The organism is Nostoc sp. C052 (genome assembly GCF_013393905.1).
GTDB lineage: Bacteria > Cyanobacteriota > Cyanobacteriia > Cyanobacteriales > Nostocaceae > Nostoc.
In genome coordinates this window covers 4,838,297-4,863,850 of sequence record NZ_CP040272.1, presented here as the reverse complement: position 1 = coordinate 4,863,850, position 25,554 = coordinate 4,838,297, and the positions used below count along the sequence as shown (strand labels likewise).

The 25,554-nt window shown below is 40.2% G+C and carries 19 protein-coding genes; 11 read left to right on the top strand and 8 right to left on the bottom strand.

Going from position 1 to position 25,554, the window contains the following annotated elements; genetic code table 11:
- Positions 1 to 155: 155 nt before the first annotated feature.
- Positions 156 to 1,736 (bottom strand): glycosyltransferase family 39 protein, encoded by a 1,581-nt coding sequence (locus FD723_RS19975; RefSeq protein ID WP_179066899.1) that lies wholly within the window; start codon positions 1,734 to 1,736, stop codon positions 156 to 158.
- A 694-nt stretch (positions 1,737 to 2,430) separates the two neighbouring features.
- Between FD723_RS19975 and FD723_RS19970 the strand changes: the two genes are divergently transcribed.
- The 4 genes from FD723_RS19970 (at position 2,431) to FD723_RS19955 (ending at position 7,696) form a co-directional block, all read left to right on the top strand.
- The gene (locus tag FD723_RS19970; RefSeq protein WP_179066898.1) at positions 2,431 to 3,675 is read left to right on the top strand and encodes a glycosyltransferase; all 1,245 of its coding nucleotides are present in this window, start codon (positions 2,431 to 2,433) and stop codon (positions 3,673 to 3,675) included.
- Positions 3,676 to 3,777: 102 nt separating this feature from the next.
- Positions 3,778 to 5,619, top strand: coding sequence for a phospholipid carrier-dependent glycosyltransferase (locus FD723_RS19965; RefSeq protein WP_179066897.1), 1,842 nt, complete (start codon positions 3,778 to 3,780; stop codon positions 5,617 to 5,619).
- A 105-nt stretch (positions 5,620 to 5,724) separates the two neighbouring features.
- Positions 5,725 to 6,402, top strand: a complete 678-nt coding sequence (locus FD723_RS19960) for a response regulator transcription factor (RefSeq protein ID WP_179066896.1) — start codon at positions 5,725 to 5,727, stop codon at positions 6,400 to 6,402.
- Positions 6,403 to 6,406: 4 nt separating this feature from the next.
- Positions 6,407 to 7,696 carry a cell wall metabolism sensor histidine kinase WalK gene (locus FD723_RS19955; protein WP_179066895.1) on the top strand — a complete coding sequence of 430 codons (1,290 nt, stop codon included), beginning with the start codon at positions 6,407 to 6,409 and terminating at the stop codon, positions 7,694 to 7,696.
- Between the two features lies 1 nt (position 7,697).
- Here FD723_RS19955 and FD723_RS19950 read toward each other — a convergent pair whose 3' ends face one another.
- Positions 7,698 to 7,982, bottom strand: a complete 285-nt coding sequence (locus FD723_RS19950) for a peptidase (RefSeq protein WP_179066894.1) — start codon at positions 7,980 to 7,982, stop codon at positions 7,698 to 7,700.
- 415 nt (positions 7,983 to 8,397) lie between these two features.
- On the opposite strand from FD723_RS19950, the gene FD723_RS19945 reads away from it, so the two are divergent.
- The 3 genes from FD723_RS19945 (at position 8,398) to FD723_RS19935 (ending at position 13,666) form a co-directional block, all read left to right on the top strand.
- On the top strand, positions 8,398 to 8,892 hold the full coding sequence (locus FD723_RS19945) for a DUF4363 domain-containing protein (RefSeq protein WP_179066893.1): 495 nt from the start codon (positions 8,398 to 8,400) through the stop codon (positions 8,890 to 8,892).
- Positions 8,893 to 9,151: 259 nt separating this feature from the next.
- Complete coding sequence (locus FD723_RS19940; protein ID WP_256874869.1) at positions 9,152 to 10,873, top strand: iron uptake porin; 1,722 nt, start codon at positions 9,152 to 9,154, stop codon at positions 10,871 to 10,873.
- 264 nt (positions 10,874 to 11,137) lie between these two features.
- A complete protein-coding gene (locus FD723_RS19935) occupies positions 11,138 to 13,666 on the top strand; it encodes a mannose-1-phosphate guanyltransferase (protein ID WP_179066892.1) in 2,529 nt (842 codons plus the stop codon).
- Positions 13,667 to 14,119: 453 nt separating this feature from the next.
- Here the strand turns inward: FD723_RS19935 and tsaB are convergent, their stop codons facing one another.
- Complete coding sequence (tsaB, locus tag FD723_RS19930) at positions 14,120 to 14,776, bottom strand: tRNA (adenosine(37)-N6)-threonylcarbamoyltransferase complex dimerization subunit type 1 TsaB (RefSeq protein ID WP_179066891.1); 657 nt, start codon at positions 14,774 to 14,776, stop codon at positions 14,120 to 14,122.
- A 450-nt stretch (positions 14,777 to 15,226) separates the two neighbouring features.
- Here tsaB and uvrA point away from each other — a divergent pair, with 450 nt between their 5' ends.
- Positions 15,227 to 18,115, top strand: coding sequence for an excinuclease ABC subunit UvrA (gene uvrA / locus FD723_RS19925; RefSeq protein ID WP_179066890.1), 2,889 nt, complete (start codon positions 15,227 to 15,229; stop codon positions 18,113 to 18,115).
- 74 nt (positions 18,116 to 18,189) lie between these two features.
- Here the strand turns inward: uvrA and FD723_RS19920 are convergent, their stop codons facing one another.
- The 3 genes from FD723_RS19920 to FD723_RS19910 all read right to left on the bottom strand — a co-directional run bounded on the left by FD723_RS19920 (position 18,190) and on the right by FD723_RS19910 (position 21,537).
- Positions 18,190 to 19,761 (bottom strand): DUF262 domain-containing protein, encoded by a 1,572-nt coding sequence (locus tag FD723_RS19920; RefSeq protein WP_179066889.1) that lies wholly within the window; start codon positions 19,759 to 19,761, stop codon positions 18,190 to 18,192.
- A gap of 186 nt (positions 19,762 to 19,947) precedes the next feature.
- On the bottom strand, positions 19,948 to 20,379 hold the full coding sequence (locus FD723_RS19915) for a DUF2358 domain-containing protein (RefSeq protein WP_179066888.1): 432 nt from the start codon (positions 20,377 to 20,379) through the stop codon (positions 19,948 to 19,950).
- Positions 20,380 to 20,391: 12 nt separating this feature from the next.
- Complete coding sequence (locus FD723_RS19910) at positions 20,392 to 21,537, bottom strand: glycoside hydrolase family 10 protein (protein WP_179066887.1); 1,146 nt, start codon at positions 21,535 to 21,537, stop codon at positions 20,392 to 20,394.
- A gap of 208 nt (positions 21,538 to 21,745) precedes the next feature.
- Between FD723_RS19910 and FD723_RS19905 the strand changes: the two genes are divergently transcribed.
- The 3 genes from FD723_RS19905 (at position 21,746) to FD723_RS19895 (ending at position 24,063) form a co-directional block, all read left to right on the top strand.
- A complete protein-coding gene (locus FD723_RS19905) occupies positions 21,746 to 22,609 on the top strand; it encodes an alpha/beta fold hydrolase (protein WP_179066886.1) in 864 nt (287 codons plus the stop codon).
- A 300-nt stretch (positions 22,610 to 22,909) separates the two neighbouring features.
- Positions 22,910 to 23,365 carry a pentapeptide repeat-containing protein gene (locus tag FD723_RS19900; protein ID WP_179066885.1) on the top strand — a complete coding sequence of 152 codons (456 nt, stop codon included), beginning with the start codon at positions 22,910 to 22,912 and terminating at the stop codon, positions 23,363 to 23,365.
- A 344-nt stretch (positions 23,366 to 23,709) separates the two neighbouring features.
- Positions 23,710 to 24,063, top strand: a complete 354-nt coding sequence (locus FD723_RS19895; protein ID WP_179066884.1) for a Spx/MgsR family RNA polymerase-binding regulatory protein — start codon at positions 23,710 to 23,712, stop codon at positions 24,061 to 24,063.
- 340 nt (positions 24,064 to 24,403) lie between these two features.
- Here the strand turns inward: FD723_RS19895 and FD723_RS19890 are convergent, their stop codons facing one another.
- Positions 24,404 to 24,913 carry a hypothetical protein gene (locus FD723_RS19890; protein WP_179066883.1) on the bottom strand — a complete coding sequence of 170 codons (510 nt, stop codon included), beginning with the start codon at positions 24,911 to 24,913 and terminating at the stop codon, positions 24,404 to 24,406.
- A gap of 111 nt (positions 24,914 to 25,024) precedes the next feature.
- Positions 25,025 to 25,402, bottom strand: a complete 378-nt coding sequence (locus FD723_RS19885) for a hypothetical protein (protein ID WP_179066882.1) — start codon at positions 25,400 to 25,402, stop codon at positions 25,025 to 25,027.
- Positions 25,403 to 25,554 lie beyond the last annotated feature (152 nt).

Below are 25,554 nucleotides of genomic sequence, written 5' to 3'. Positions count from 1 at the left end.
TTGAGGGGACTGTAGGGAGTATTATGATGTGTATCTTCATACAGAATTGGCATTACTTTATGGAGTAGGTCGTTTTTTATAAAATCAAATAGGAATTTTATGGTTGCTCTTAGGGAGCATCTCAACCGCTAGATTTCGATCGTATCCTTGTTGGTTTAACTAGATTTTGTGATTTTCCAAAGTGACCTGTTTATCTGCTGTAAATTTGAGTTATAAATTTTCTCAATCCCAGCCTTTAAGAAGTCAGAAGGCTTGAACAAGAATATATCAGTAAAGCTATTAGTAATCTCTGGTAACTGCCCTTGAACTACAAATTGAAATCGCACTTTTGGGTCAAGTAAATGACCAAGTGTTTGGATGAAAATCATGTCAGAGTCACTAATTAAAAGCGGCTTCTTAGTTTTACTAAGAATGTTAGCGATTTCGGGATATTCTTGGTATCTTAGAGGGGCTTTGATCCACCATAGCTGGGCTTGGGAACTGAGCGTACAAGATACGATACCGCTGATAATTACTATGGAAACTACAAGTGACCATAGCTTTTTTTGCCAAATTTTAGGAGAAATAGACGTTAATTTAATGGTAAATAGGTAAGCAACAGCTAACTGCATACCTAAAACGACTGGAAGTAAATATCGAGTACTAGTGGATTTTTTTTCAAATAATAAATCTACTACCAGTAAAGGAAGGGCTACAGCTCCAATCAAGATTAAGATAAATAACCAAACTTCTTTAGAGGTTCTTCGGCAAAGAACATAAATTGAGTAGATAATTAGAGTTAGAATAATGAAAATACAAAAAATTAAGGCAATATTAAATTTTAGCGGTTCACTAGAGCCAATACCTACATCCAGAAAACCGCGACTAATAATCCCAACCCACCTTATAGCTGACTCAAAAGGTGTTTGTTTAGCATTTGCCCAACTTATTTTGTCAGGAGTAGGGTGAGTAATAATAATCCAAATCCAAGGTAGAAAAGTTATAACCCCTGCAAGCGCTGATAACAAGTAATTAATCGATGTTTTACTCAATCTAAAGCGTTCGATTACAGCTACATAAACTCCATGTCCAAGAGCAATCCAAGTAAAAAATAAGTGACTATAAAATCCTAGTGACAATGTTGCTGCATAAATACACCAACTAACCTTTGTTTTAAGGCGCATGGCTCGCAGCAGTGCGGTGCCCGATATTAAGATGGCTACTATCCATAAACTGTATGTTCGTGCTTCTTGTGCATACAAAACGTGAATAGGTGAAATGGCTATCAATGCAATGGACATCCAACCTATTAGTGAAGATCCAAATAATTCTTGACATAGCCAATAAAGACAAGGAAAGGTGAGCAGACTAATGAATGCCGAAAAACTTCTTATAACTGCTATAGAATCGCCAAACCACTCTACCCAAAACCGGAGTATCACGAAATATAGTGGCACAACCTGCGATTCTTCTGAAATCAATCCTTCAATTGTATCAATTGTGTTTTTTTCCGAATTAGGATATTGATATTTCTCCAAATCTTCAAGAGTGACCAAACGACCATTGCGTAATCGGTCATTCATCTCTGACTCAAGATAACCAGATATGCGTAATGATGAATAAACTTCATCATTCCAATAAATTTTCCTGTCAAGATTTACGAAGCGAAAGAATACGCCTATTACTAATATGATGATCGCTAAAAAACGTAACCAAGATTTAGAAATAATCCATTTCTGCGACAATTCCTTTTTCATGGTGTTTTTAATCTCCTCAAAGCGTTAACAACCGATGGTAAAATCTTATTGGTTCTTCAGATGTAGTATTATATTTAGCTAATAATTTAAATGACAATTTAACAAGCATCTAACTCGGAAATTATCAAAGTTTCTGCATCCATAACCGTATTTTGGTATAATCTATAGCCTTTCGTACCACAGCTAGGACAAATACTCTATGATTTTGTTGATTCGGTTTATAAAATAATTCTGATTCCAACATGAAGACAATCTGACACAACTTCTACATTTAAATCAAGAAGCCCGTTATCCTTGAGCGGATCGTTAACAATGACAATGTAGAAGTATGTTACTAAAATTTACGATACTTCATATTTAATTGAGATTACCCATATTAGTATTAAGAAATTATAAAAATTTTCTGAGTCAGGTGTATACTTGTTCACTTAGTTTACTTAATGGTACAGTATGTGTACATAAAAATATGTAACCAAAAAATAACACCATAAAAATCAGTAGTAAGATGCGAAATTTAGATTAATTTGGCAAACTACTGTGAATTGAAGTGCGTAAATTACTCAAATCTCAGAACAGTTAACTGTCACAAAAGTATCCCTCAAGTTTTGAGTAACTAGATTCAGTCAATAAAGTCAGCAGATGTTTGGCTCTATTTTCCACGGACTTTACACATTCTCGTTCTGCAATTTGGAACATGAAGACAAACTCATCCAACTCGCTGTTAACAGTACCAACTGGCCCACTAAAGATTTCAGAGTTACCTCTTAACGATGTGGGTACAAGTGGTGCATCTATCGAGCTTTCTCTAGTAATTCCTACTTATAAAGAGCGTGACAACATCAAGAATGTAGTTAGCATATTGAGTCAGTTACTAGATGAATCTATTCCAGGAAACTATGAACTAATAGTGGTAGACGATGATAGCCCAGACCAAACTTGGGAAATAGCGCAATCCTTAATACCAGAATACCCCCTGTTGCGGGTGATGCGACGCCAACAGGAACGGGGGCTATCGTCAGCGGTGATTCGTGGGTGGCAAGCTGCGACGGGGAATGTGTTGGGGGTAATTGATGGAGATTTGCAGCATCCGCCAGAGGTGCTGACGCAATTGTTGCGTAGTGTTGAGCAGGGAGCAGATTTAGCTGTAGCCAGCCGTCATGTGGAAGGAGGCGGTGTTAGTAGCTGGAGTGTCGTGAGGCGTTTATTATCTCGTGGCGCTCAGTTGTTAGGCTTGGTAATCTTACCGGGGGTACTGGGCAGAGTTTCCGACCCCATGAGTGGTTATTTTATGGTGCGTCGGAGTGCGATCGCTAATGCAACACTCAATCCAGTTGGATACAAAATTCTCCTCGAAGTAATCGGCCGGGGAAATGTAGACCAAGTTGCCGAAGTTGGGTATGTGTTCCGCGAACGCAAAGAGGGCGAGAGTAAGGTGACATGGAAGCAATATATAGATTACATCCACCACTTAGTACGGTTGCGGCTTTCCACAGGTCGAGTTGGACGGTTGAGTAAAAAAGTCAATTTCCCCGTTGGTCTATTCCTCCGCTTTGGATTAGTTGGCTTTAGTGGCGTATTTGTAGATATGGCAATACTTTACTTACTCAGCGATCCCACTACCTTGGCTTGGCCACTGACACGCAGCAAAATTATTGCGGGTGAGATTGCGATTTTAAATAATTTCTTCTGGAATGATGCTTGGACATTTGCTGATGTCAGCACCAGACAGCAAGAATGGCATCAACGCCTGAAACGGTTTTTGAAATTCAACGCCATTTGTCTGGCTGGACTGGTATTGAATGTACTGATCTTGAATTTGGTATTCAATTTTATTATTCACAACCGTTATATTGCCAACTTTATTGCGATCGCAGTTGCTACTATCTGGAATTTCTGGATTAATTTGAAACTTAGCTGGCGTGTCACCGACGTGAAATAATCACAACGAGGGATTTGAGATTTTGATTTTTGTTTTTAGATTTTAGAACGAACTTCAATCTTCAACGTCAAATCTACAAATCCATTCGTGTGAGGCCCAGCAATGAGAGTTCTTTTCCTAGATGCATTCTATTTTTACAAAAAAATTATCTCGTTGCTACTTGCCTCTGCCAAACATAGGTCACAACACAAGCATTGGCATAATTGGCAGGCTCGACTTCCTCCTTTCTGGGTTCACTCTTGGCTGAACTTAATGTGGTTGCTCATCGGCCTCAGCTTGCGTCTAGCCAACTTGACAGCAAAGCCTCCTTGGACTGATGAGTTTTCCACCTTGGTGTTTAGCTTGGGAAATACTTTTTTAGGAGTACCCTTAGATCGAGCGATCGCACCTAATAACTTATTGCAACCACTGCAACTAAACCCAACGGCTAGTATTGGTGATGTGGTTCATAACTTAGCTACACAAGATAGTCATCCACCTCTATATTTTGTGCTGGCTTATCTGTGGATGAAATTATTTCCCAGCGATGGGGGATTAGTCTCGCTGTTTGGGGCCCGATTATTACCAGCAATCCTCGGCGCTGCCTCCATTCCATGTATTTACTTCTTAGGTAGAGTAGCGTTTCGTTCATCATTAGTCGGACATTTGGCTGCCGCTATGATGGCAGTATCACCCTACGGTGTATTTTTAGCACAAGAAGCGCGTCATTACACTTTGGCAATCTTATGGGTAATTGCTTCCCTCACCTGCTTAGTAATTGCCACACATCATATTCAAAACCGCACACCTTTACCCATCTGGATAGCACTGTTGTGGGTAGGAATTAATGCTTTAGGTATTGCAACTCATTATTTCTTCACCTTCACTCTCTGCACAGAAGTCGTAGTTTTGATTTTTCTTGCTTGGCTGCAATTGCAAACTAACAGCAAATTTTCTCTCCTCTTCTCTTCTTCCTGGCGGCGCATCTATGCCGTTGCTATAGGTACTTCTGTGGCGGGTTTAATTTGGATACCAGTCTTATTAGAGAATAAAAATCGTGGTGTTTTGACCGAGTGGATTCGAGGTTCACGCGTTGGACTAGATTGGTTAAGCCCAATTTTTCAGGCTTTGGGAACACTGATTGCCATGATTTGCCTATTACCAGTGGAATCTTCTCAAGCTTTGGTTTTGATTCCTTCTGGAGTGGTGATGTTGACTTTCTTTATTTGGGCAGTACCAATTTTGCTACGTGGAATTAAGATTCAACTACAGCATCCAGAAAACGGCATGATGATTCAGGTGTTTGCTGGAGTAGTAAGCAGTGCGATCGCTTTATTCTTTATCTTTACCTACTTTTTGGGCATCGATCTGACCAGAGGCGCTAGATATAACTTTGTTTACTTTCCGGCGATCGTTATTTTACTAGGCGCAAGTCTGGCAGCTTGTTGGCATCTTCCCCAGGAATTGCTGGGAAAAGAACTAGAGAAAAATGGCATCAAAACCATCGGTAGATGGGGAATAAATGGCAAAAAAGCCGTGATATTAATTTGGTCAATGGGATTTTTGAGTGCAGTTACAGTATTCTGCAATCTCGGCTATCAAAAATATTATCGCCCTGACCTCTTTGTGCAACTAATTCAACAAATATCCCCAGTGCCAGTACTGATTGCCACTACCCACAAAACTTATGTACACACTGGGGAAATGATGGGCGTAGCTAGGGAGATTAAACTTGGCAATTCACTCCAGAAACCTCTGTTTCTCCTTGCCCATCAAGACCAAGACCCCAATACTTCCAGCATAGCTCTAGAAAATACTTTAAATAAATTACCACGACCTTTTGACTTATGGTTGGTAAACTTTCACGCCCCCGTCGCAGAAGCCGTCAAAACATGCGTTATATCTGATACTCAATCTTTACCAAGCGTCGATGGCTACGAATATGAACTTTATCATTGTCAATAAGCTAGGGAGTGTTAAGCCTGACTTTTCACGTCATTGGCATAACACTGTCCCTTTTTTATAAATTTGGTAAAACAATAATTGTGGTGCTAACAAGACAAAACTGTGATGAAAATTCTTTTAATTGAAGATGAGCATCGGATTGCAAAAGCACTTGCAGAAGTACTAATTGACCAAAATTATCTTGTTGATATTGCTAGTGATGGTCAAATAGGATGGGAGTTTACTAAAGCCTTTCCTTATGACTTAATAGTGTTAGATTTGATGCTACCCAAGTTAGATGGTATAACTTTGTGCAGACAACTAAGACAAGAAGGATACTCCATACCTATTCTATTGCTAACTGCAAAAGATACTAGCACCGACAAAGTAATTGGGTTAGATGCAGGAGCAGATGATTATGTTGTCAAACCATTTGATTTACAAGAACTAATGGCTCGTATTCGGGCTTTACTAAGACGAGGAACTACTATTTTACCCTCTATATTTGAGTGGGAAAAATTGCGTTTAGATCCAAATAGTTATGAAGTAACATATAATGAAAAACCAGTACATCTGACTCCAAAAGAATATAGAATTTTGGAATTATTTTTACGCCATAGCCATCAAGTATTTAATCGCAATGAAATTCTGAAACATCTTTGGTCTTTTGAAGAACCACCAGGAGAAGAAACAATAAAAGTTCACATTCGGAGTTTAAGGCAGAAGTTAAAATTAGCTGGAGCTAATATTGATTTTATCGAGACAGTATACGGTTTAGGCTATCGACTAAAACAAACTTTTTAAATTGATGCTTCAGGCTTTAGGCAGGCGGCTTTTATTTTCATATCTAGGTGTAATGGTAACAATTTGGGGAACTTCTACTACAGTTGTCTACCATTTTTTATCTTACAATCTTTATCAAAAATTAGATGGCGAAATTATCAATCTAGCAAATGCAGCTTCTCACAACTTAATAGCAGCGCCAGTGGAAAAAAAAGCAATTAATACTAGAATTCCTCGAATTTTAGATAATGATGATGATGGAGATTTAGATATTCCTTGGCAAGATTTACGTGAAAATCATCAAGGAGTCGAATGGTTTGATGCTAATGGTAAGTTATTAGCTAAAGCGGGAACCACTATTGCTCGGATACCATTTATTGCTAATTTTGACATCACCCAACATAATAAAATCCGCAGCATTACTATTCCTGTTTATCTGCATAGCTCAAGTATCAGTAAAAAACTTCAAGGGTATGTACGGGTAAGTGAATCTATAGAAGAACTAGAAGAAGAACTAGACAGACTTTTATGGGGATTTGAGTTAGGAGGACTAATTGTAATCATTCTTAGCGGTTTAGGTGGTTGGTGGCTAACAAGACAATCTTTACAGCCAATTGAGCAAAGTATTCAGCAATTAAAACAGTTTACTGCCGATGCTTCCCACGAGTTACGTAGTCCTTTAACAATCATTAAAACTTCTGTTGAAGTCATCATGAATTATCCAGATAGAATTCATCCAGCTAATTTGAATAAATTGGAAGCAATCTCATCTGCAAGCAATCAAATGACTCAATTAGTAGAAGATTTACTTTTATTAGCTCGCACGGATGCAGTCACGAATAATCAAGTGATTGCATGGATAAGTATTCCTATAGATGAACTATTAGAAGATTTGGTGGATTTTTGGGAACAGGAAGCAGTATCTAAGGAAATTATTCTGAAGTCAGAAATATCAACCGAAGTTTTTATCAAAGGTGAAGCTATTCAATTAAAGCGATTACTTTCTAATCTATTGCAAAATGCCTTGCACTACACACCGAAAGGAGGAACTGTCATAGTTTCTTTGGTTAAACTTGACCGGTTGATAGCAATAAATATTCAGGATACTGGTATTGGTATTGCTCCAGAACATATTCCGCTAATTTTTAATCGTTTTTGGAGGGCAGATCAAGCCAGAAGCCAGCGAGAGGGAGGCTTAGGCTTGGGATTAGCTATTGCCGATGCGATCGCTAGAACTCATGGAGGAGATATTACCGTCACCAGTGAAGTCGGTGTTGGTAGCTGCTTTCAGGTACGTTTGCCATTAGTATCTTAGTTTAATTCTTGGGATTTTGCCGAGTCCTTTTACCAAATAAACCAGACATACTTAATCCTGTTGCCAACAATCCCAGAAGTCCTAATCCGTTCAAAATTGGGTAGATTTTTTCAAGATGAAAAATTTCGCCTGTATGGATACCTAAAAGGAAGCTAGCTGGAACTCCTATACCAATAGACCACTCACGGACAAACGTTACTAACATCCCAGTCAATACAGTTAAAACAAGTGGCACAGATAAGATAATGCCAAAGATTCGATGATACTTACGAAATGAACGTTTCATAGTAATTCTCCAGTTAGTAGAAACTTTTACTAAACAATACAATTTAGGCTCAATCTCGCCTAAAATGCAAATTAAATGATGAAAATCGAGTCTTGTCTGACAAGACTCGAAGTAAGCAATTGGTGCGAGGAATTTTTAGAGACTCTGTTCTTAAGGTAAAGCACAGCAGGTAAAAAACTCGGAAAGAGAAAATATCGGTTCTTTCCGAGTTTTTTACCTTGGTAGCTTTAATATTTGAATGGCAGAAATATTACCTAATATTTTTGTTCATAGCGAGTGTGATGTCTGAACACTAGTACCGCAAGGCGAAATTCAAAATTAATACAGTGTAAATATTTCATTGATTTTGAATAGGTAGTTTATTTACGCCGTGTTGCACTAGTCTACAAAAACGAGTTTTGATGAGGAGTCTATAATGAATCGTTTTAATCCTGTACTGATAGTCTCTCTAATCAGCCTGATGGTTTTGGTTGGATGTAATAAGGGTGAAGAACCTACTGCACAGACACCACCTGCTGGGAGTTCTGTCTCCGAAACATCTCCTAGTTCCACTCCAACAACTAGCCCTGAAACATCTGCTAGTCCTACTGCGACAACCAAGGCTGATACAGCAGTTAGTCCCACTGCAAATACCGATTTTAAAGGTTTAGAGGGTGTTGTTACCAATACTAAGGCGGCAGTTGAGGCGGGAAATTTTGCCAAAGCTAAAGGGGAATTTGATAAATTTGAGGATTTTTGGTCAAAAGTTGAGGATGGAGTCAAAGTTAAGTCTCCCAATGCCTACAAAGAAATTGAAGACAAATCTGATGAACTCAAAGCAGGGCTTAAAGCCTCTGCACCAAATAAACAGAAATTGTTAACAGCCTTAGCGTCTCTTAACAAGAATGTCACTAGTGTTGCCAAGCCTTAAGAGCCAAATATTAGGACTAGTATTTGATTTACCGAGCCTCGTTGGGGCGGGTGTAAGGGTGTAGGGAAAAAAGACGCAACACCTACAACCCCTCTCTTTAAAAGCCCCGTCCCAAGGTACGACTGCTTTGGACGAGGTTTCAATCCTTGTCCAACGCACCAGAGCGAATACACCCTTATACCCTTATACTCCTACACCCCTAATGAAGCCTAGCTACTTAGTTTCCTAGTCCTGATTAATTTTTTGTGTGAGGAATAAAATGTCAAAAGCAAAAGTTCTCTGGAGTTTTCTTCAGCAGGCTACATTAGTTGTGCTTGTTGCCTCAACTGTTGGTTCTAATACACTGGCGATGCCTGCGGCGGTCTACGCCAACGCATCTCCTCCAAATAACACTACATTAAAATCTGGAAGTAACCAGACCGAGCAATCTCTAGATTCTCCAGCAACTAATGATGCTGTCGCACAAGTTACCTCCGTATCTCAATTATCAGATGTGCAGCCTACTGATTGGGCATTTCAAGCGCTGCAATCACTAGTAGAACGTTACGGCTGTATTGCTGGATATCCCAATAGTACATACCGCGGTAATCGAGCGATGACGCGATATGAATTTGCGGCGGGTTTGAATGCTTGTCTAGAACGTGTCAATGAACTCATTGCTACCTCAACTAATGATTTAGTCAAGAAACAAGATTTAGCCACATTACAAAAATTGCAAGAGGAATTTACCACCGAACTAGCAACCTTACGCGGTCGAGTCGATGCGGTGGAATCACGCGCTACAGAACTGCAAGCACATCAGTTTTCTACCACTACCAAACTCAATGGTGAAGCTATTTTTGCAGTGGCAGGAATTGTCTCAGGAGATAATGCTAGAGGAGAAAAAATCAATCTGAATCCTATTTTAGGCGATCGCATCCGTCTCAACTTTGACACCAGTTTTACAGGTAAAGATTTACTCAGAACTCGACTCCAAGCCACAAACCTGAATGCCTTCTCTGGCAACTCTACATTTACACCAGAAGGTGACTTCCGGTTTGCTGGTGGTACTTTTGCCAATGACAACAACAATTCTGTCGGCATCGATGCACTGTTGTATCAGTTCCCTCTCACTCAGAAAACAAATGTCATCGTTGAAGCAAATGCAGGTGCAGCAGATGATTTTACTAATACAGTAAACCCTTACTTAGATGGAGATGGTGGTAGCGGCGCTCTTTCTCATTTTGGGACTCGCAACCCGATTTACTATCTAGTTAATGGTGCTGGTTTAGGAATTCAGCACCAGTTCAGCAAGAATCTAGAACTAAGTTTGGGATACTTAGCTAACGATCCTGCTAATCCTCAAAATCAAAGTGGTTTATTCAACGGTGCTTATGGAGCTATAGCCCAGTTAACGATCAAACCTACTGAAAAATTCACCCTTGGTTTGACTTACGTTAATTCTTACAATAATGACTTCACTGCCAATGGTAGTACAGGTAGCAACCGTGCTAACCTGCGTTCAGCTTTACTGAATAATCCCAATTTGCCAAATGATTTAGCTCCATTTTCTGGTTCTGATTTACCAGTATCTAGTAATTCTTATGGTGCAGAAGCATCATTACAACTGAGTGATAAATTTATCTTGGGTGGTTGGGCTGGTTACACTAACACTCGTATTTTGGCAAGCAATGGAAGTGGAATTAATCGGGGAAGTCTGGATATCTGGAACTGGGCGGTTACTTTGGGATTCCCCGACCTTGGTAAAAAAGGGAACCTAGCGGGTATTGTGGTTGGTATGGAACCTTATGTGACAAATTCAAGTGTCGCCCAAATTGGCAAAGACAAGAACAATTCATATCATTTAGAAGCATTCTACCAGTATAAAGTGAGCGATAATATTACCATTACTCCCGGAATTATTTGGTTGACTTCGCCGGATAACAACAGCAATAACAATGATGCTGTCATTGGTGCATTGAGAACTACTTTTACTTTCTAAAGGTAACAAGGACGCCGTATTTATCTCTATAAGACGCCAAAGGCGATCGCTTTTGGCGTCTCGAAATATATTTTTTCTTCTCCATACACAAATTTAGTTGCTCTATATCCTATTCTGTTTCGGTCAGATGCCCAATACCCAATCTAGATGCATCTTATGGAAGTTCCTCAAATATCAATATCCATAGGAGACTAAAGAAGGAAGAATAAAAAATATCTCATAAGTCTTGCAGCAGCGAAGGCTGTAATTAGTTAAGGAGAATTTATGCGTGCAGTACTGATGGCAGGGGGTTCGGGAACGCGGCTTCGCCCATTAACTTGCGATCTGCCGAAACCGATGGTGCCGATTCTAAATCGACCAATTGCCGAACATATTATCAATCTCCTCAAAAGACATCAAATTACGGAAGTAATTGCGACATTGCATTATTTACCTGATGTCTTGCGAGACTATTTTCAAGATGGCAGCGATTTTGGCGTCCAGATGACTTATGCGGTTGAAGAAGATCAGCCTTTGGGTACAGCCGGCTGTGTGAAAAACATTGCCGAACTTCTTGATGAAACTTTTTTAGTCATTAGCGGTGATAGCATAACAGATTTCGACCTCACAGCTGCGATCGCATTTCACAAACAAAAGAAGTCAAAAGCTACTTTGATTTTAACCAGGGTTCCCAACCCGATTGAGTTTGGGGTAGTGATTACCGATGAAGAAGCACGGATTCGGCGATTTTTAGAAAAACCCTCTAGTAGTGAAATTTTTTCTGATACCGTCAATACTGGTACTTACATTCTCGAACCAGAAGTTTTGGAATATCTGCCAGCCAATATTGAATGTGACTTTTCCAAAGACTTATTCCCCTTACTACTAGCAAAAGATGAGCCAATGTATGGTTACATTGCCCAAGGTTACTGGTGTGATGTTGGTCACTTAGATGCTTACCGCGAGGCTCAGTATGACGCTTTGGATCGGAAAGTCAATCTCGATTTTGCCTACAAAGAAGTTTCTCATGAGTTATGGGTAGGCCAAAATACTTACATCGACCAGACGGCTGTGATTGAAACCCCGGTAGTGATTGGTGATAATTGCCGCATCGGTGCAAGAGTCCAAATTGAGGCAGGAACCGTCATTGGAGATAATGTCACTATTGGTGCTGATGCTAATCTCAAACGTCCCATAGTGTGGAATGGGGCATTTATTGGCGATGAAGCACATCTTTCGGCCTGTGTAATTTCCCGTGGCACTCGTGTAGACCGCCGCGCCCATGTATTAGAAGCTGCTGTTGTGGGTTCCCTTTCCACGGTGGGAGAAGAAGCCCAAATTAGCCCTGGTGTGCGTGTTTGGCCTAGTAAAAAGATTGAGTCAGGGGCAGTTCTAAACATTAACTTGATCTGGGGAAACACCGCCCAACGAAATTTATTTGGGCAACGTGGTGTCCAAGGATTAGCTAATATTGACATCACCCCAGAATTCGCTGTGAAATTGGGATCTGCTTACGGTTCTACCTTGAAACCTGGTTCTAAGGTAACGGTTTCCCGCGACCAGCGTAATATTTCTCGGATGGTAACGCGATCGCTCATTGCTGGTTTAATGTCAGTAGGTATTGATATTCAAAATCTCGATGCCACAGCTATTCCCATTGCCCGCACAGTTATACCCACAATGTCGGTAGCTGGTGGTATCCACGTGCGTGTACACCCCGATCGCCCTGACTACATTTTGATTGAATTTATGGATGCCAAGGGCATTAATATCTCCAAAGCCCTGGAAAAGAAAATTGAAGGAGCTTACTTTAAGGAGGATATGCGGCGGGCGCTAATTCATGAAATTGGCGATGTATCTTATCCTAGCCAAGTCATGGATCGCTACTGCACTGCTTTTGAGAAACTTCTGCATGTTCATACACTCCGCAACAGTCGCGCAAAAGTGGTGATTGATTATGTTTATGCTGTATCGGGGGCAGTTTTACCCCAAATGTTGGATAAATTTGGCGCTGATGCAGTGGTGTTGAATGCCAGTGTCAATAAAACGGCGATGTCAATCACTGACCGAGAAGGATTGCTGACTCAGTTAGGCCATGTAGTGGAGGCATTAAAAGCTAACTTTGGCGTGCAAGTATCCGCAAATGGGGAACAACTAATTTTAGTTGATGAATCAGGCTACCCAATTCGTGGAGAAACTTTAACAGCACTGATGGTAGACATGATTCTGACGGCTAACCCCAGAGGAACAGTAGTAGTACCAGTTCATGCTTCCAGTGCCATTGAACAAGTCGCCCGTCGCCATGATGGCAGAGTGATTCGCACTAAAGCCAACCCGACAGCTTTAATGGAGGCTTGTCAGAAAAACCCAAATGTGGTATTGGGAGGTAGTGGAGAGACTGGTTTTATTTTCCCGCAACTGCATCCGGGCTTTGATTCCATGTTCTGCATTGCCAAGATCATTGAGATGTTGACTATACAAGAGCGATCGCTTGCGGCGGCGCGATCGGAATTGCCCCGTGTAATTCACAAAACTTATACAGTCCGATGTCCGTGGACAGCTAAGGGTGCTTTGATGCGTTACTTAGTGGAAACTCACCCAGCCCAAAACCTAGAGTTAATCGATGGAGTGAAAATTTGTCAACCCTATGATGACAGTTGGCTGTTAGTTTTACCAGATGCCAGCGAACCACTGGTGCATTTGTATGCAAATAGCAATGATCGCGAATGGGTAGATGAGACCGTGAGAAACTACCGCGCCCGTGTCCAGTCGTTTGTAGAAAGACAACAAGAATATCAACCCGCCGAAGTGTAATTAGTCACTTACCTAAGTTGCTAATTATCAAAAAAGACCTCTAATTAAATGTAAGTTTAATGGATTTAATTTGACCATTCTCCAAACCTCTTCCTACTTTGGGGAGAGGTTTCAACCACTCATTTAAAATAGCCAGAAAGCTTACAAAAGAAGCAATACTTCTCGGTTAAGGAGAAAAGAGGAAAGGGAAAAGGGGAAGAAAAAACCTTTAACCCAAACCCAGTACCCTTTACCCCAAACCCGATTCCGAGTTAAAAATGCAAAACCCGAGAAGTATTGACAAAAGAAGTATTATTTCTTTTTACTTTTGCTTTCTTGTACTAAGTAAGTCGGCATAATAAAACCAAACTGTGTGAAGAAACGTAAACAAGGCTCAAACCCTTTCTCACCCTGCTCCCTGCCCCCTGCTCCCTGCCTTATCCCAACAATAATTATTTACACCGACCTACTTAGTTAAACTTCTACTGGATGCTGCCCGTAATATGGCAAAGCCTCTGACCAATTAGGATATTTGCCCTCTTGCCAATCAAGATTAGCTAATTCTAAAATACTTGTCACCGTCGCTGCTAACCCAGATTGGGCTTGAATCAACTGGTAATTAGTGTTCCAACTCGCTAAAGTTTCTTGCCATGCTTCTGGTGTTAAGACTCTATCTGATAAACACACTCTTAGTTTAGAAACATCTGATTCAAACTCATAAATACCAGCAAAAATTTGACCTCGTTGTGCTGGCATTTCCACAGCAATAGTTTTTGGATTTTGACTTTTGCCTGCTTCTGACCAAGCGATCGCAGCCAAAGTTGAAATCGCAAATACAGGAATATCTAATTGTTGCCCCAAAGTCCGAGCAATAACAACACCAATCCGAGTGCCTGTGAAACCACCAGGCCCTTTTGCAACTGCAATAAAGGACAAATCTGCCCAAGTTTGCGGTTTGACAAATTCAATCAAATATTGATGCACTAAGCTAGATAAATCACGCCCTAAATTCCAAACTTGAGAGCGAGTTTCACCAGCAAAATCACTAATTGCCAAACCTAATTCAGGTGTGGTGGTGTGTAGTGCTAAAGCGTATTTATTTATTACAAAGCCTTCTAGTTCCGTTGTCAAAGTTACTTAAAATATCTGTTCTTATAGAGTTAACATGATTTATTCAAGCATATAACATAGCGGTTCTTAAGTGAACTCGCTTGTTTACCTTGAGAGTAGGAACTTCAAAAAGTTCATCTCAGCAATAGACATCTCCAGAAATTAAAGATGCGTTACCCAGAACCCTTGTAGAGACGTAGCAGTGCTACGTCTCTACATTCTTTTTCGGAGATGTCTGTCAATGGTTAAAGCGATCGCGTTCCGTCTACGGTTCGATTTGCGATACCATAGATTCACCCTCAGAAGGATATTGAATCGAGATGTTTCCAAATTAGCAGACTCTTAAGTATGTCTGCGGCATGAATCTGGAACGATAAGTAACTAAAACAGTACTATTGTTCTACAATAAACCGATTAAAGATAGTATTATTAAGGACTGTTTCATAAGAAACTCCTTCTTCGCCGCCCAATATGTCAGACCAACAGCTAGCAGCATCCTTGAATGGACATCTCCCCAACCCCAGCCACAACAGCCAGAATACCATTCGGATTCGGGGTGCTAGGCAGCATAATCTGAAAAATATTGACTTGGAATTGCCACGCGATCGCCTAATCGTCTTCACTGGCGTTTCTGGTTCTGGTAAGTCTTCCCTAGCCTTTGATACGATTTTCGCTGAAGGGCAACGTCGCTATGTAGAATCCCTCAGCGCCTACGCCCGGCAATTTCTCGGACAACTGGATAAACCGGATGTGGAAGCCATTGAAGGCTTAAGTCCAGCGATTTCCATTGACCAAAAGTCAACGTCTCATAACCCCCGTTCCACTGTGGGTACGGTGACAGAGATTTACGACTATTTGCGGCTCTTATTTGGTCGGGCTGGTGAACCCCATTGTCCGATATGCGATCGCTGTATTGCACCCCAGACAATCGATGAGATGTGCGATCGCATCATGGAATTACCAGATCGCACCCGCTTCCAAATTCTTGCACCCGTTGTCCGGGGGAAAAAAGGCACACACCGGAAGCTTTTGTCAAGTCTTGCTTCTCAAGGTTTTGTCCGCGTGCGAATCAATGGCGAGATCCGCGAACTGTCAGATTCCATTGAATTGGATAAAAACTTTACCCACACCATCGAAGTGGTAATTGACCGCTTGGTGAAAAAAGCTGATATTCAGGAGCGTTTGGTTGATTCCCTGTCTACGTGTCTCAAGCAATCGGGTGGGATTGCGGCCATTATGGTGAGTCTACTTGGTGACGATGGACAAGAAAAAGAAGAAGAATTAGTATTTTCGGAAAACTTTGCCTGTCCAGAACATGGCGCGGTAATGGAAGAATTATCGCCGCGATTGTTCTCCTTTAACTCGCCTTATGGTGCTTGTCCGCACTGTCATGGTATCGGGACTTTAAGGAGATTTGCGCCAGACTTGATCGTACCTGACTGGGAAGCACCAGTTTATGCTGCGATCGCGCCTTGGTCAGAAAAAGATAATTCTTATTATCTGGAATTACTCTACAGCGTAGGACAGATTTATGGGTTTGAGTTACAGACAAATTGGGGCAAGCTAACAGAAGAACAGCAGCAAATTCTTTTGTATGGCGAGAAAGATGAACGAGCCGCAGAAGCACAAAGAAAGCAGAGTTTTAAAGGTGCTATTCCAATTTTGCAACGGCAATATGAGGGTGGTTCGGAATTAGTTAAGCAAAAATTAGAACAGTATTTAATCGATCAGCCGTGTGAAATTTGCAAGGGAAAACGGTTAAAACCGGAAGCCTTGGCGGTGAAGTTGGGACAATATGGAATTTTAGAATTGACTACCGTATCAATTCGAGATTGTCGGGAGAGAATTGAGCAATTTAAGTTGAGCGATCGCCAATTGCAAATTGCTGATTTAGTTCTCCGAGAAATCAAAGCTAGATTGCAATTTTTGTTAGATGTAGGTTTAGATTATCTCACCCTTGATCGTCCCGCCATGACTCTTTCTGGTGGCGAAGCCCAACGAATTCGTCTAGCAACGCAAATTGGTTCTGGATTAACGGGAGTTCTCTACGTTTTAGATGAACCGAGTATTGGTTTGCATCAACGAGATAATGGCAGGTTACTTAAAACCCTAACAAAATTGCGCGATTTGGGTAATACATTAATTGTCGTTGAACACGATGAAGAAACAATTCGTGCAGCTAACCACATTGTTGATATTGGCCCTGGTGCAGGAATCCACGGCGGAAATATTATCGCCCAAGGTGATTTTGAGGCATTATTAGCAGCAGAAGATTCCTTGACGGGTGCATATTTATCAGGAAGGCGAGTAATTAACACACCAGCAGAACGCCGAGAAGGAAATGGGCGCAGTTTGGGAATTAAAAATGCCCATCGCAACAATTTACAAAATATAGATGTAGACATTCCACTAGGTAAACTTGTCTCTATCACTGGTGTATCTGGTTCTGGCAAATCTACCCTGATTAATGAATTACTGTATCCATCTCTGCAACACCATTTAACTAAGAAAGTTCCCTTACCAAGACATTTGGATAAAATTCAGGGATTGAATGCGATTGATAAAGCGATCGTTATCGATCAATCCCCAATTGGACGCACGCCACGTTCCAACCCTGCTACTTACACAGGAATTTTCGATGCGATTCGAGATGTATTTTCCCAAACAGTAGAAGCCAAAGCCAGAGGTTACAAACCTGGACAATTTTCCTTCAACGTTAAAGGTGGACGTTGCGAAGCTTGTAGCGGACAGGGTGTGAATGTGATTGAAATGAACTTCCTCCCTGATGTTTACGTGCAATGCGAAATCTGTAAAGGTGCAAGATACAACCGCGAAACTTTACAGGTGAAGTACAAAGATAAGTCAATTTCTGATGTACTGAGAATGACAGTTGAGGAGAGTTTAGACTTTTTCCAGAATATACCCAAAGCGATCGCGCGTTTGCAAACTTTATTTGATGTCGGGTTGGGTTATGTCCAACTAGGACAACCTGCGACTACCTTATCTGGTGGTGAAGCGCAACGGGTAAAATTGGCAACAGAACTATCTCGACGCGCCACAGGTAAGACACTTTATTTAATCGATGAACCGACAACAGGGTTATCTTTTTATGATGTCCACAAATTGTTAGATGTGTTGCAAAGATTGGTGGATAAAGGCAATTCAATTTTAGTAATTGAACACAACTTAGATGTAATTCGTTGTTCTGATTGGGTGATAGATTTGGGGCCAGAAGGTGGCGACAAAGGCGGAGAATTGATTGCTGTAGGGACACCAGAGGAAGTTGCAAAAAATCCCAGGTCTTATACTGGGCAATATTTAAAGCAGGTCTTGAAGCAGTATCCGGCGGTGAAATCTTAGTCTTTTCCAAATAACTTGCATTACCTAAAATTAAAGAATCTTATCTCTAATTTTTATGCCTAGTTTGAGAATCTTTAATTTTTGAATGTTGTATTGCAGTATAGGTGAGTTAACTGTGCATTACCTAAATTACCTAAGCCACCATCTTGTTTTCTTGTTTTGTGATCTATAGATATAGAGTGACTGTGAAGATAGCCACCACATATTTTACATCTTTGAACTTTAGGTAAAGCATCTCTGATAAAAGCTGCTGCTTTGGTTTCTCGTGAAAAAGTTTTACTTTGAGTTTCACTTGTGTTAACTCTAGATTTCATTTTTAAGGAACCAAAAGTTTTTTCGGCTATGATTTCCTTCATAACATTTTTTTTATCTACACCTTGTGTTAATTTTTCAACTATTGTCAAATAAAAATCTTTAACCTTTTCTCGTGCCTTGACTGCACTACTTTTACTTACAATTTGTGGAACTATATCATCATGTTGCCAAATCACAAATTCAAAATCTTTCCTGCATTTTATAAATTTATCATAAGATTTATTTTTTCCTAAATATAATACCAAGCTAACAACACCATAAAATGAACCTAGTCTATATCGACTATCATAAGTATAGAAATATACGAGCGGATGAAGTCCAAGAGATGAAGGATCATTAGCATTTATTCTCTGGGCTAATTTTTGACAATTAGTTAAGAATTTTACAGTATTTTCTCCTGTTGAATCATCATTCAACTCAAGTTCATTTTCTACTTCTATATTGTTAACTATATTGACAAATTCTAAGATAAATTCATTTTTCTGTGAAGTTGATAGATTTCCTACCATTGGAACATCTGTAGTTTTTATAGGATTTTTAAGCTTAGGCTCAAAAATCAGTTGATGTATTTCTTGAGCTAGTTTTTCAATTTTGTCTTGTTTATCTTGTGAGAACTCTGACCAATATTTATGACCATTACCACTTCTCATAATTGCACGAGCAGCAACGCCATTAGGTTTATTCCTAGCCTTTAATAAACGCATTTCAGTTGGACTAATAGGTGCTGCTTTTTGATTAATGTTAAAAAATGAATCTGCTGCTTTAGATGCATCACCACCAACCCACTGAAGTTGGATACCCAAACTACCTAAATTTCTTGCTCTCTCAAGCGTTTTTTGATCTATTTTGTCTAGGTGCTGTGTTGATAATTCATAATCCTGGTAAGAGCCTATCTTATTCTTAATTAGTGTTCTAACTTCCTGACCAGCATTTTTTTGTTCTTCTGTTATGTATGCATCATAAAATTTATTGGAAATATCTTTATCGCCATAATCATCATTTATCCAGGCGATTAAAGCACTTAGCCTATGTGAGCCATCAATTACGAAAAAATAACCACTATTACTTCTCCAAAGAATAACAGCTGGTATTAAATCACCATCTAAAAAACTTTCAATAAAATCACATATTTTCTGAGCATCCCACTCATTGGTTTCTCGTTGAAAATCGGGTTTTCGTAAAAATGGATAGAAAAAATCTTTTTGCTCTAAATTACGAATTTGTATCATAGGAATATTATTGAGTATGATTTGAGATTGCTGTCCTTGAACCTCAAATGCTTCTCTAGGTATAAGTGCATCTAGGCTAACTTTTGGGCTATCTTTTGCCATCTTCGCTACTCTTTAAGTATAAAATTGCTCTAGGGATTTATTATATATTACAAATATTACAATTTCTATAAGGCAAATCGTTGGGATGTAAATAAACGTGAATTCGAGAAAACTAAAAAACGCCACAACTTAGTGCAGACAAGGATTTTTGGTAAAATGCCAATCGAGTTTTTTTGGGCAAAACAGCTAATTAGCCATATCTCCCCTTTGCCAAAACTGCTTTAAAATCTCACCTGGTTTACGATCCCAAGTGTCGATATGCTCGTATATCAAATTATCTTGGTTTAATTTATACGTTGAATAGCCATTAAAAAGCAAACCAGCTTTCCAAGGAACGCGCAAGACTCCCCGCACTGTCCACTTTGCTAAAATCGTGTCTTCGGCTGACTGATAAACCTCATGTACATCAAAGTAAATTTGGGTAAAAAATAGCCGAGCGTGAAATCGCAAAGTCCAAAATATAATGCGATAATTAAATTTGTATTTGAATGTATTTACTGGGTCTTTAAAGTAAATATCATCTGTATAAATGTCATAAGAAATATCTTTTTTAAAAAGTGTTGGTAAATCCTCTTTTAAAGTTTTAATTAACCGTTCCACCGATAATTGAGATTCCACGCGCATTTTTCCTTAAAAAATCTTTTTTAACAACCGTTGCCAAATAGAAGATGTCCTCTTGTTACTCACGCTACCCGTACTCAAATCTGACAGAGTGGGAAATGATGCAGACTTAGCATAGGGGCCATTTCGCAAAACTTTAGCTAGGGTATTGTTATTCTCGCGCAAACCTTCGTAAAAAAAGAATACCTCTCCTTGAATCCCAAGTTGACTATTGTATTCAATTGCCTGCACCAGATATTCTGGACTAATAGAATAACTGCCAAGCTTCATCAATATTCCCGGCGCTAACTTGGGCAGCGTCGCATCTGTGAACTGCTGGTTTACCAATTTATCAACGATCGCAGCGTAACTCCCAAAGTCACGGCGATAAATCTGTGGCTGAATTATGTCAACTATTCCCCGCTTCAGCCATGCGGGTGAGTCTTGCAGATATTCCTGGAATGCCCAATCATGGATATTAGGTGCGATCGCTACCAGCAAATTAGGATTCACCGCTTTCACCTTCCGATAGAGGCGCGCCAAAAACTCAGTGAGAATATCTGCACGCCACTGTAACCATTGCCTATCCTTGGGATTTTGTGGTGGATTGCGATCAAATTCCTGGCGATAGCGGCTGACAGTTCCCTCATCATACCCACCTTCAGAAGGAAATGCAGGGAAGCGATCGTCACCTTGAACACCATCCACATCGTAATTTTTCACAACTTCCAGTACCAAGTTCAATAAGAATTCCTGCACCTGTGGGTCGATGGCATTCAACCACTCAAAGCCGTTTTTCTTCAGCAAGTTACCGTTATAGTCACGCGCAGTCCATTCCGGTTTTTTCTGTAAAAGTACACCGCCATTCAAATTGTAGGAACTAGCAAAGCCGTATTCAAACCAAGGAATGACTTTCAAGCCAACTCGCCGCGCCTCAACCACTACTTCTTCTAAGGGGTCGCGACCTACAGATAAAGGGTCAATTTCAACTCCAAAAGTCTGCCGCATTATTTGACTAGGATACAGAGTTACTGCCTTGTTCCAAACAACGGGAAATACCACATTAAATCCTGTCTCAGCCAGGAAATCCATCGCTTCAGCAATTCCTTGCTTTGTCCTGAGAACTTTACTATCGGTAGTAGTCAGCCAAATACCACGCGTTTCTATTATGCTCATTTTATTTGGATCTCAAATGAATCTAAATAACTTTCATAAAAGGTATTTTGTTAATCCAGGTTGATATATTCTAGTATTTGTATGAAACTCTATTGATTTATTATCAATATCTATCTAAAGGTGAATTGCAATTTCCAACCTATCTTTTAACAGATGTTTTGAATAACAAGATTAAACACAATAACCATCACGAACAAAAATACAACACATGTCTGTAATCGAAACAACTTGGAAACACGAATATATAACTACTAATGGGGTGAAACTACACTACGTTACCCAAGGTGAAGGCCCCTTAATGTTGATGTTGCATGGGTTTCCTGAATTTTGGTACTCTTGGCGGCATCAAATACCCGAATTTGCTCAAGATTTTAAAGTCGTCGCCATTGATTTGCGTGGCTATAACGATAGTGATAAACCAACAGAGCAATCAGCTTATGTAATGGATGAATTTATCAAAGATGTTGCAGGAGTAATTAAAGCCTTAGGATACCAAAAATGTGTTTTAGCTGGGCATGATTGGGGTGGTGCGATCGCTTGGGCTTTTGCTTATGCTCATCCCGAAATGGTAGAGCGATTAATTATCCTTAACCTACCTCATCCTGCCAAATTTGCCCAAGGCTTACGCACTCTTCCACAGTTGCAACGTAGTTACTATATCTTTCTCTTTCAACTACCCTTGTTACCAGAAATATTCTTACAATCTTCAGATTATCAAGCAATTGAAACAATTTTTAAAGGTACAGCAGTTAACAAGAGTGCTTTCACCAAAGCCAATATTGACGCCTACAAAGATGCTGCTGCCAAACGCGGTGCCCTGACAGCAATGTTGAACTATTACCGCAATATTTTTCAGCAGAGAATGCTAAATCCAAATTGGGGCGTTCTGGAAGTGCCAACACTGATGATTTGGGGAGAAAATGACACTGCACTCGGCAAGGAACTAACCTACAACACCGCAGCTTATGTCAGGGATTTTCAAATCAAGTACATTCCTAATTGTGGCCATTGGGTGCAGCAAGAACAGCCGGAATTGGTTAATCAGTATATGCGAGAATTTCTGAGGAATTAAGCTCAACCATCAATTGATAAAGTATAAATACTTATCAAACCAGCTATGGTGAGAAAATCCAGCTTTTCAAAAGATTTAATAGTGATTTAATACTGGCTTTTTTTGCGGAATTATCAGGTAAAATCGCCATAAATCAGAATTAATGGTGTTTGTGACATTACTTTATATTCCTCTTTCAGATCGCAACAAACCTGTCAGGAGATAGATTGTCACAAGATAGATTGACCTCACGAAGTTTAGTGAGATAATAGAGTTGTGAGGGACAGAACGGACGCAACTTGATTATTAAGGGGGAAAATTATGAAACTCCAGCTATTAGCGGCCATGGCCTTAGCAACTCCCCTATTTTTCGCTAGCTCGGTTAGAGCCGAGAATCCACAGGATTTACAAAAGCTGCTTTCAACTGGGGAATGTGTTAAGTGCGATCTATCGGGAGCTAACCTCAATGGCGCTCATTTAATTGGTGCTGACTTGAGAGGCTCGAAACTCCAAGGAGCAAGCCTTGTAGGAGCTAATCTCGAAGGTGCTGACTTAACTGGTGCAAACTTGGCAGGTGCTAACCTAACATCTGCTTATGTAACCAATGTGAATTTGAAGCAAGTCAATCTCAACGGAGTAAATTTTACTCGCGCTACAATTCACGATTCTAATGTGTATCAAGCATCAATGAACGATCTCAACCTGACCGATGCAGAAGTATTTAACACTGGAATCGGGATTGGTGGAGAAGATGCCGAGATTCCCGATTGGAAATAGGCTCAACTAAGTTGGCAGGTTAAAATCAACACAACATTAAGTCTTGGCGGGTCTTAAATCAAATAAACTAGTTTTTTGTTGCCAGAATTATCCTTAAAACCTGCCTCTACAGAAATATTAAAATAAATGAAACCCCTCTGTCTTGTAATCACTTTACTATGACAAAAGCAGAGAGGGTTTCTTTTTGTGATTAAGTTGGTGCGTGTAGTGGCGGCGAAGGTATGAAAACTTAGTATGCGATCGCCATCGGTAATAAATATTTATAATAGAAATCCAAGACCGGACAATTAGTCGCAGAAGTTACGCCAGTTATGTAATATATAGAGATTGTTGCTTAACTGTTTATGTCCCTTGAAGTCTACGGCATCCCCAACTGTGGCACTTGCAAAAAAGCTCTGACGTGGCTCCAAGCTAACAGTATTGACTATGAGTTCATTAACACCAAAGATACTCCACCGACCCGTGAGCAGATCCAAAACTGGGTAAAGTCTCTGGGTTCCGCTGCCATGCGAAATACCTCCGGTCAATCCTACCGCGCTTTAGGAGAACAAAAAAAGATTTGGACTGATCGACAGTGGATTGATGCATTCGCTCTTGATGCAATGCTGCTCAAGCGTCCGCTTTTTGTGAAAGATGGAACAGCTGTGCTGGTTGGCTTTAGAGATGAGACAGTAGTTAAAGAAAAATTAGAGCTTTAAACAAGTGATTAGCTGATTCTAGAGTGTTCCACGAAATAAATGATCCAGAAGTTGTCATTGCGTTCGCGTAGCATCTCGTAGAGAGCAAAGCTTACCTCTAAGGGGATCTTACAGAGCTTCTCCAAGAGTTACAATTCCAACCCTTGCGGATTGCTTTGCTTTATTCCACTGCGCTCCATACCCTTCTCTAGGAGAGGCTGCGCTAACGGGAACGCCAGAAGCGAACGCAATGACGATTAGCATTTTTTTACTTGGAGTACTCCTAATGACTCCACAGCACTTACCATTCTAAGCTTGCCACGCCAGTAGGCTACAAATAAATGTGTAAATTATGATTTATTCAATACACAGTATTTGTGTCAGCATAACCTTGGATATTTTCTGGATCAAACTGACGTAAGATTCGCGTTGCTTGCCGAGTGAGAATTTCAGAACCTTGAACAGCAACTAAATATTTACCTGCATCTAAGCGATTGCGATAAGGTAAAGCATCACCACCACCTACTAGTAAACCAACTCCGCCACCGACAAACACACCACCCATCGCACCACTAGCAGCACCCAACAGTCCACCAACGATGTGATTGCCAACTTCACCCGCCCAGGAAAAAGTATCTAAACCTGTGATGAGGCTAAATGTAAAACCTGCAAAAAAGCCAAATGGTATCAGCCAGGTCGCCATGAGTTTTGCTTGCTTTTTAGCTTGGTCTTTGGGGTCAATTAAGCCGAACTCATCAGCAGTTTTATACCCCCTCCCCAGGATAGTACTGTTTATGCCTTCTTTTTCTAAGGCTAAGTAAGCAGCTTCAGCTTGAATCCGGTCTGGTAATACGGCAACAAGGTAATTCATTGATTTTACAATTTGTCTAATAGAAGTTTTGCCTTAATTAACAGCGTATCAGTCCTGGTCGAATCAATCTTGTATTGAGTAGGAGTTAGGAGTTAAATGTACATTATCCAATCACTTGAGCAAATCTAGTGGTTCACAAAAATTGTTCACGCCTTGCTTGAGGACATATATTAAAACTGGTGCTGCCAAAATCTTAGGAAAGGTTGGCGTTGTTTTTAAATGTTCCATCATCTTTTGAAGAGAAGTATTAAGTAAATCTTCTCGATATTCTTGTTCGCAAATGACGACACGCCATTTTCTAGCTAAAGCATCTAACCACTCGGAATTTGCTCTTTCTGGCTGTTGTCCGGCGCGGATAGCTAGTGTCATCGCTGCATCTTCTAAATCTCCCTCACAGTCTTCAATCAAATCCAGCGCTTCCATATCGCTGGGATCATCTGCCAATTGAGAGCGAAACTGTGCAATCTCTTGAGATGTTACTTTAGTCATGAGTCTTTGACAAGGCGAGCGATCTACCACTCAGTTATGCTATATCATTTCACAAAATTCCTGTTACAAATAGTTTTTTTTGACCAAAAAGCCTCATTCTTCAATGTAATTATTGGAGAATGAGGCTTTTTGAATTTTTAATTAGGATATAA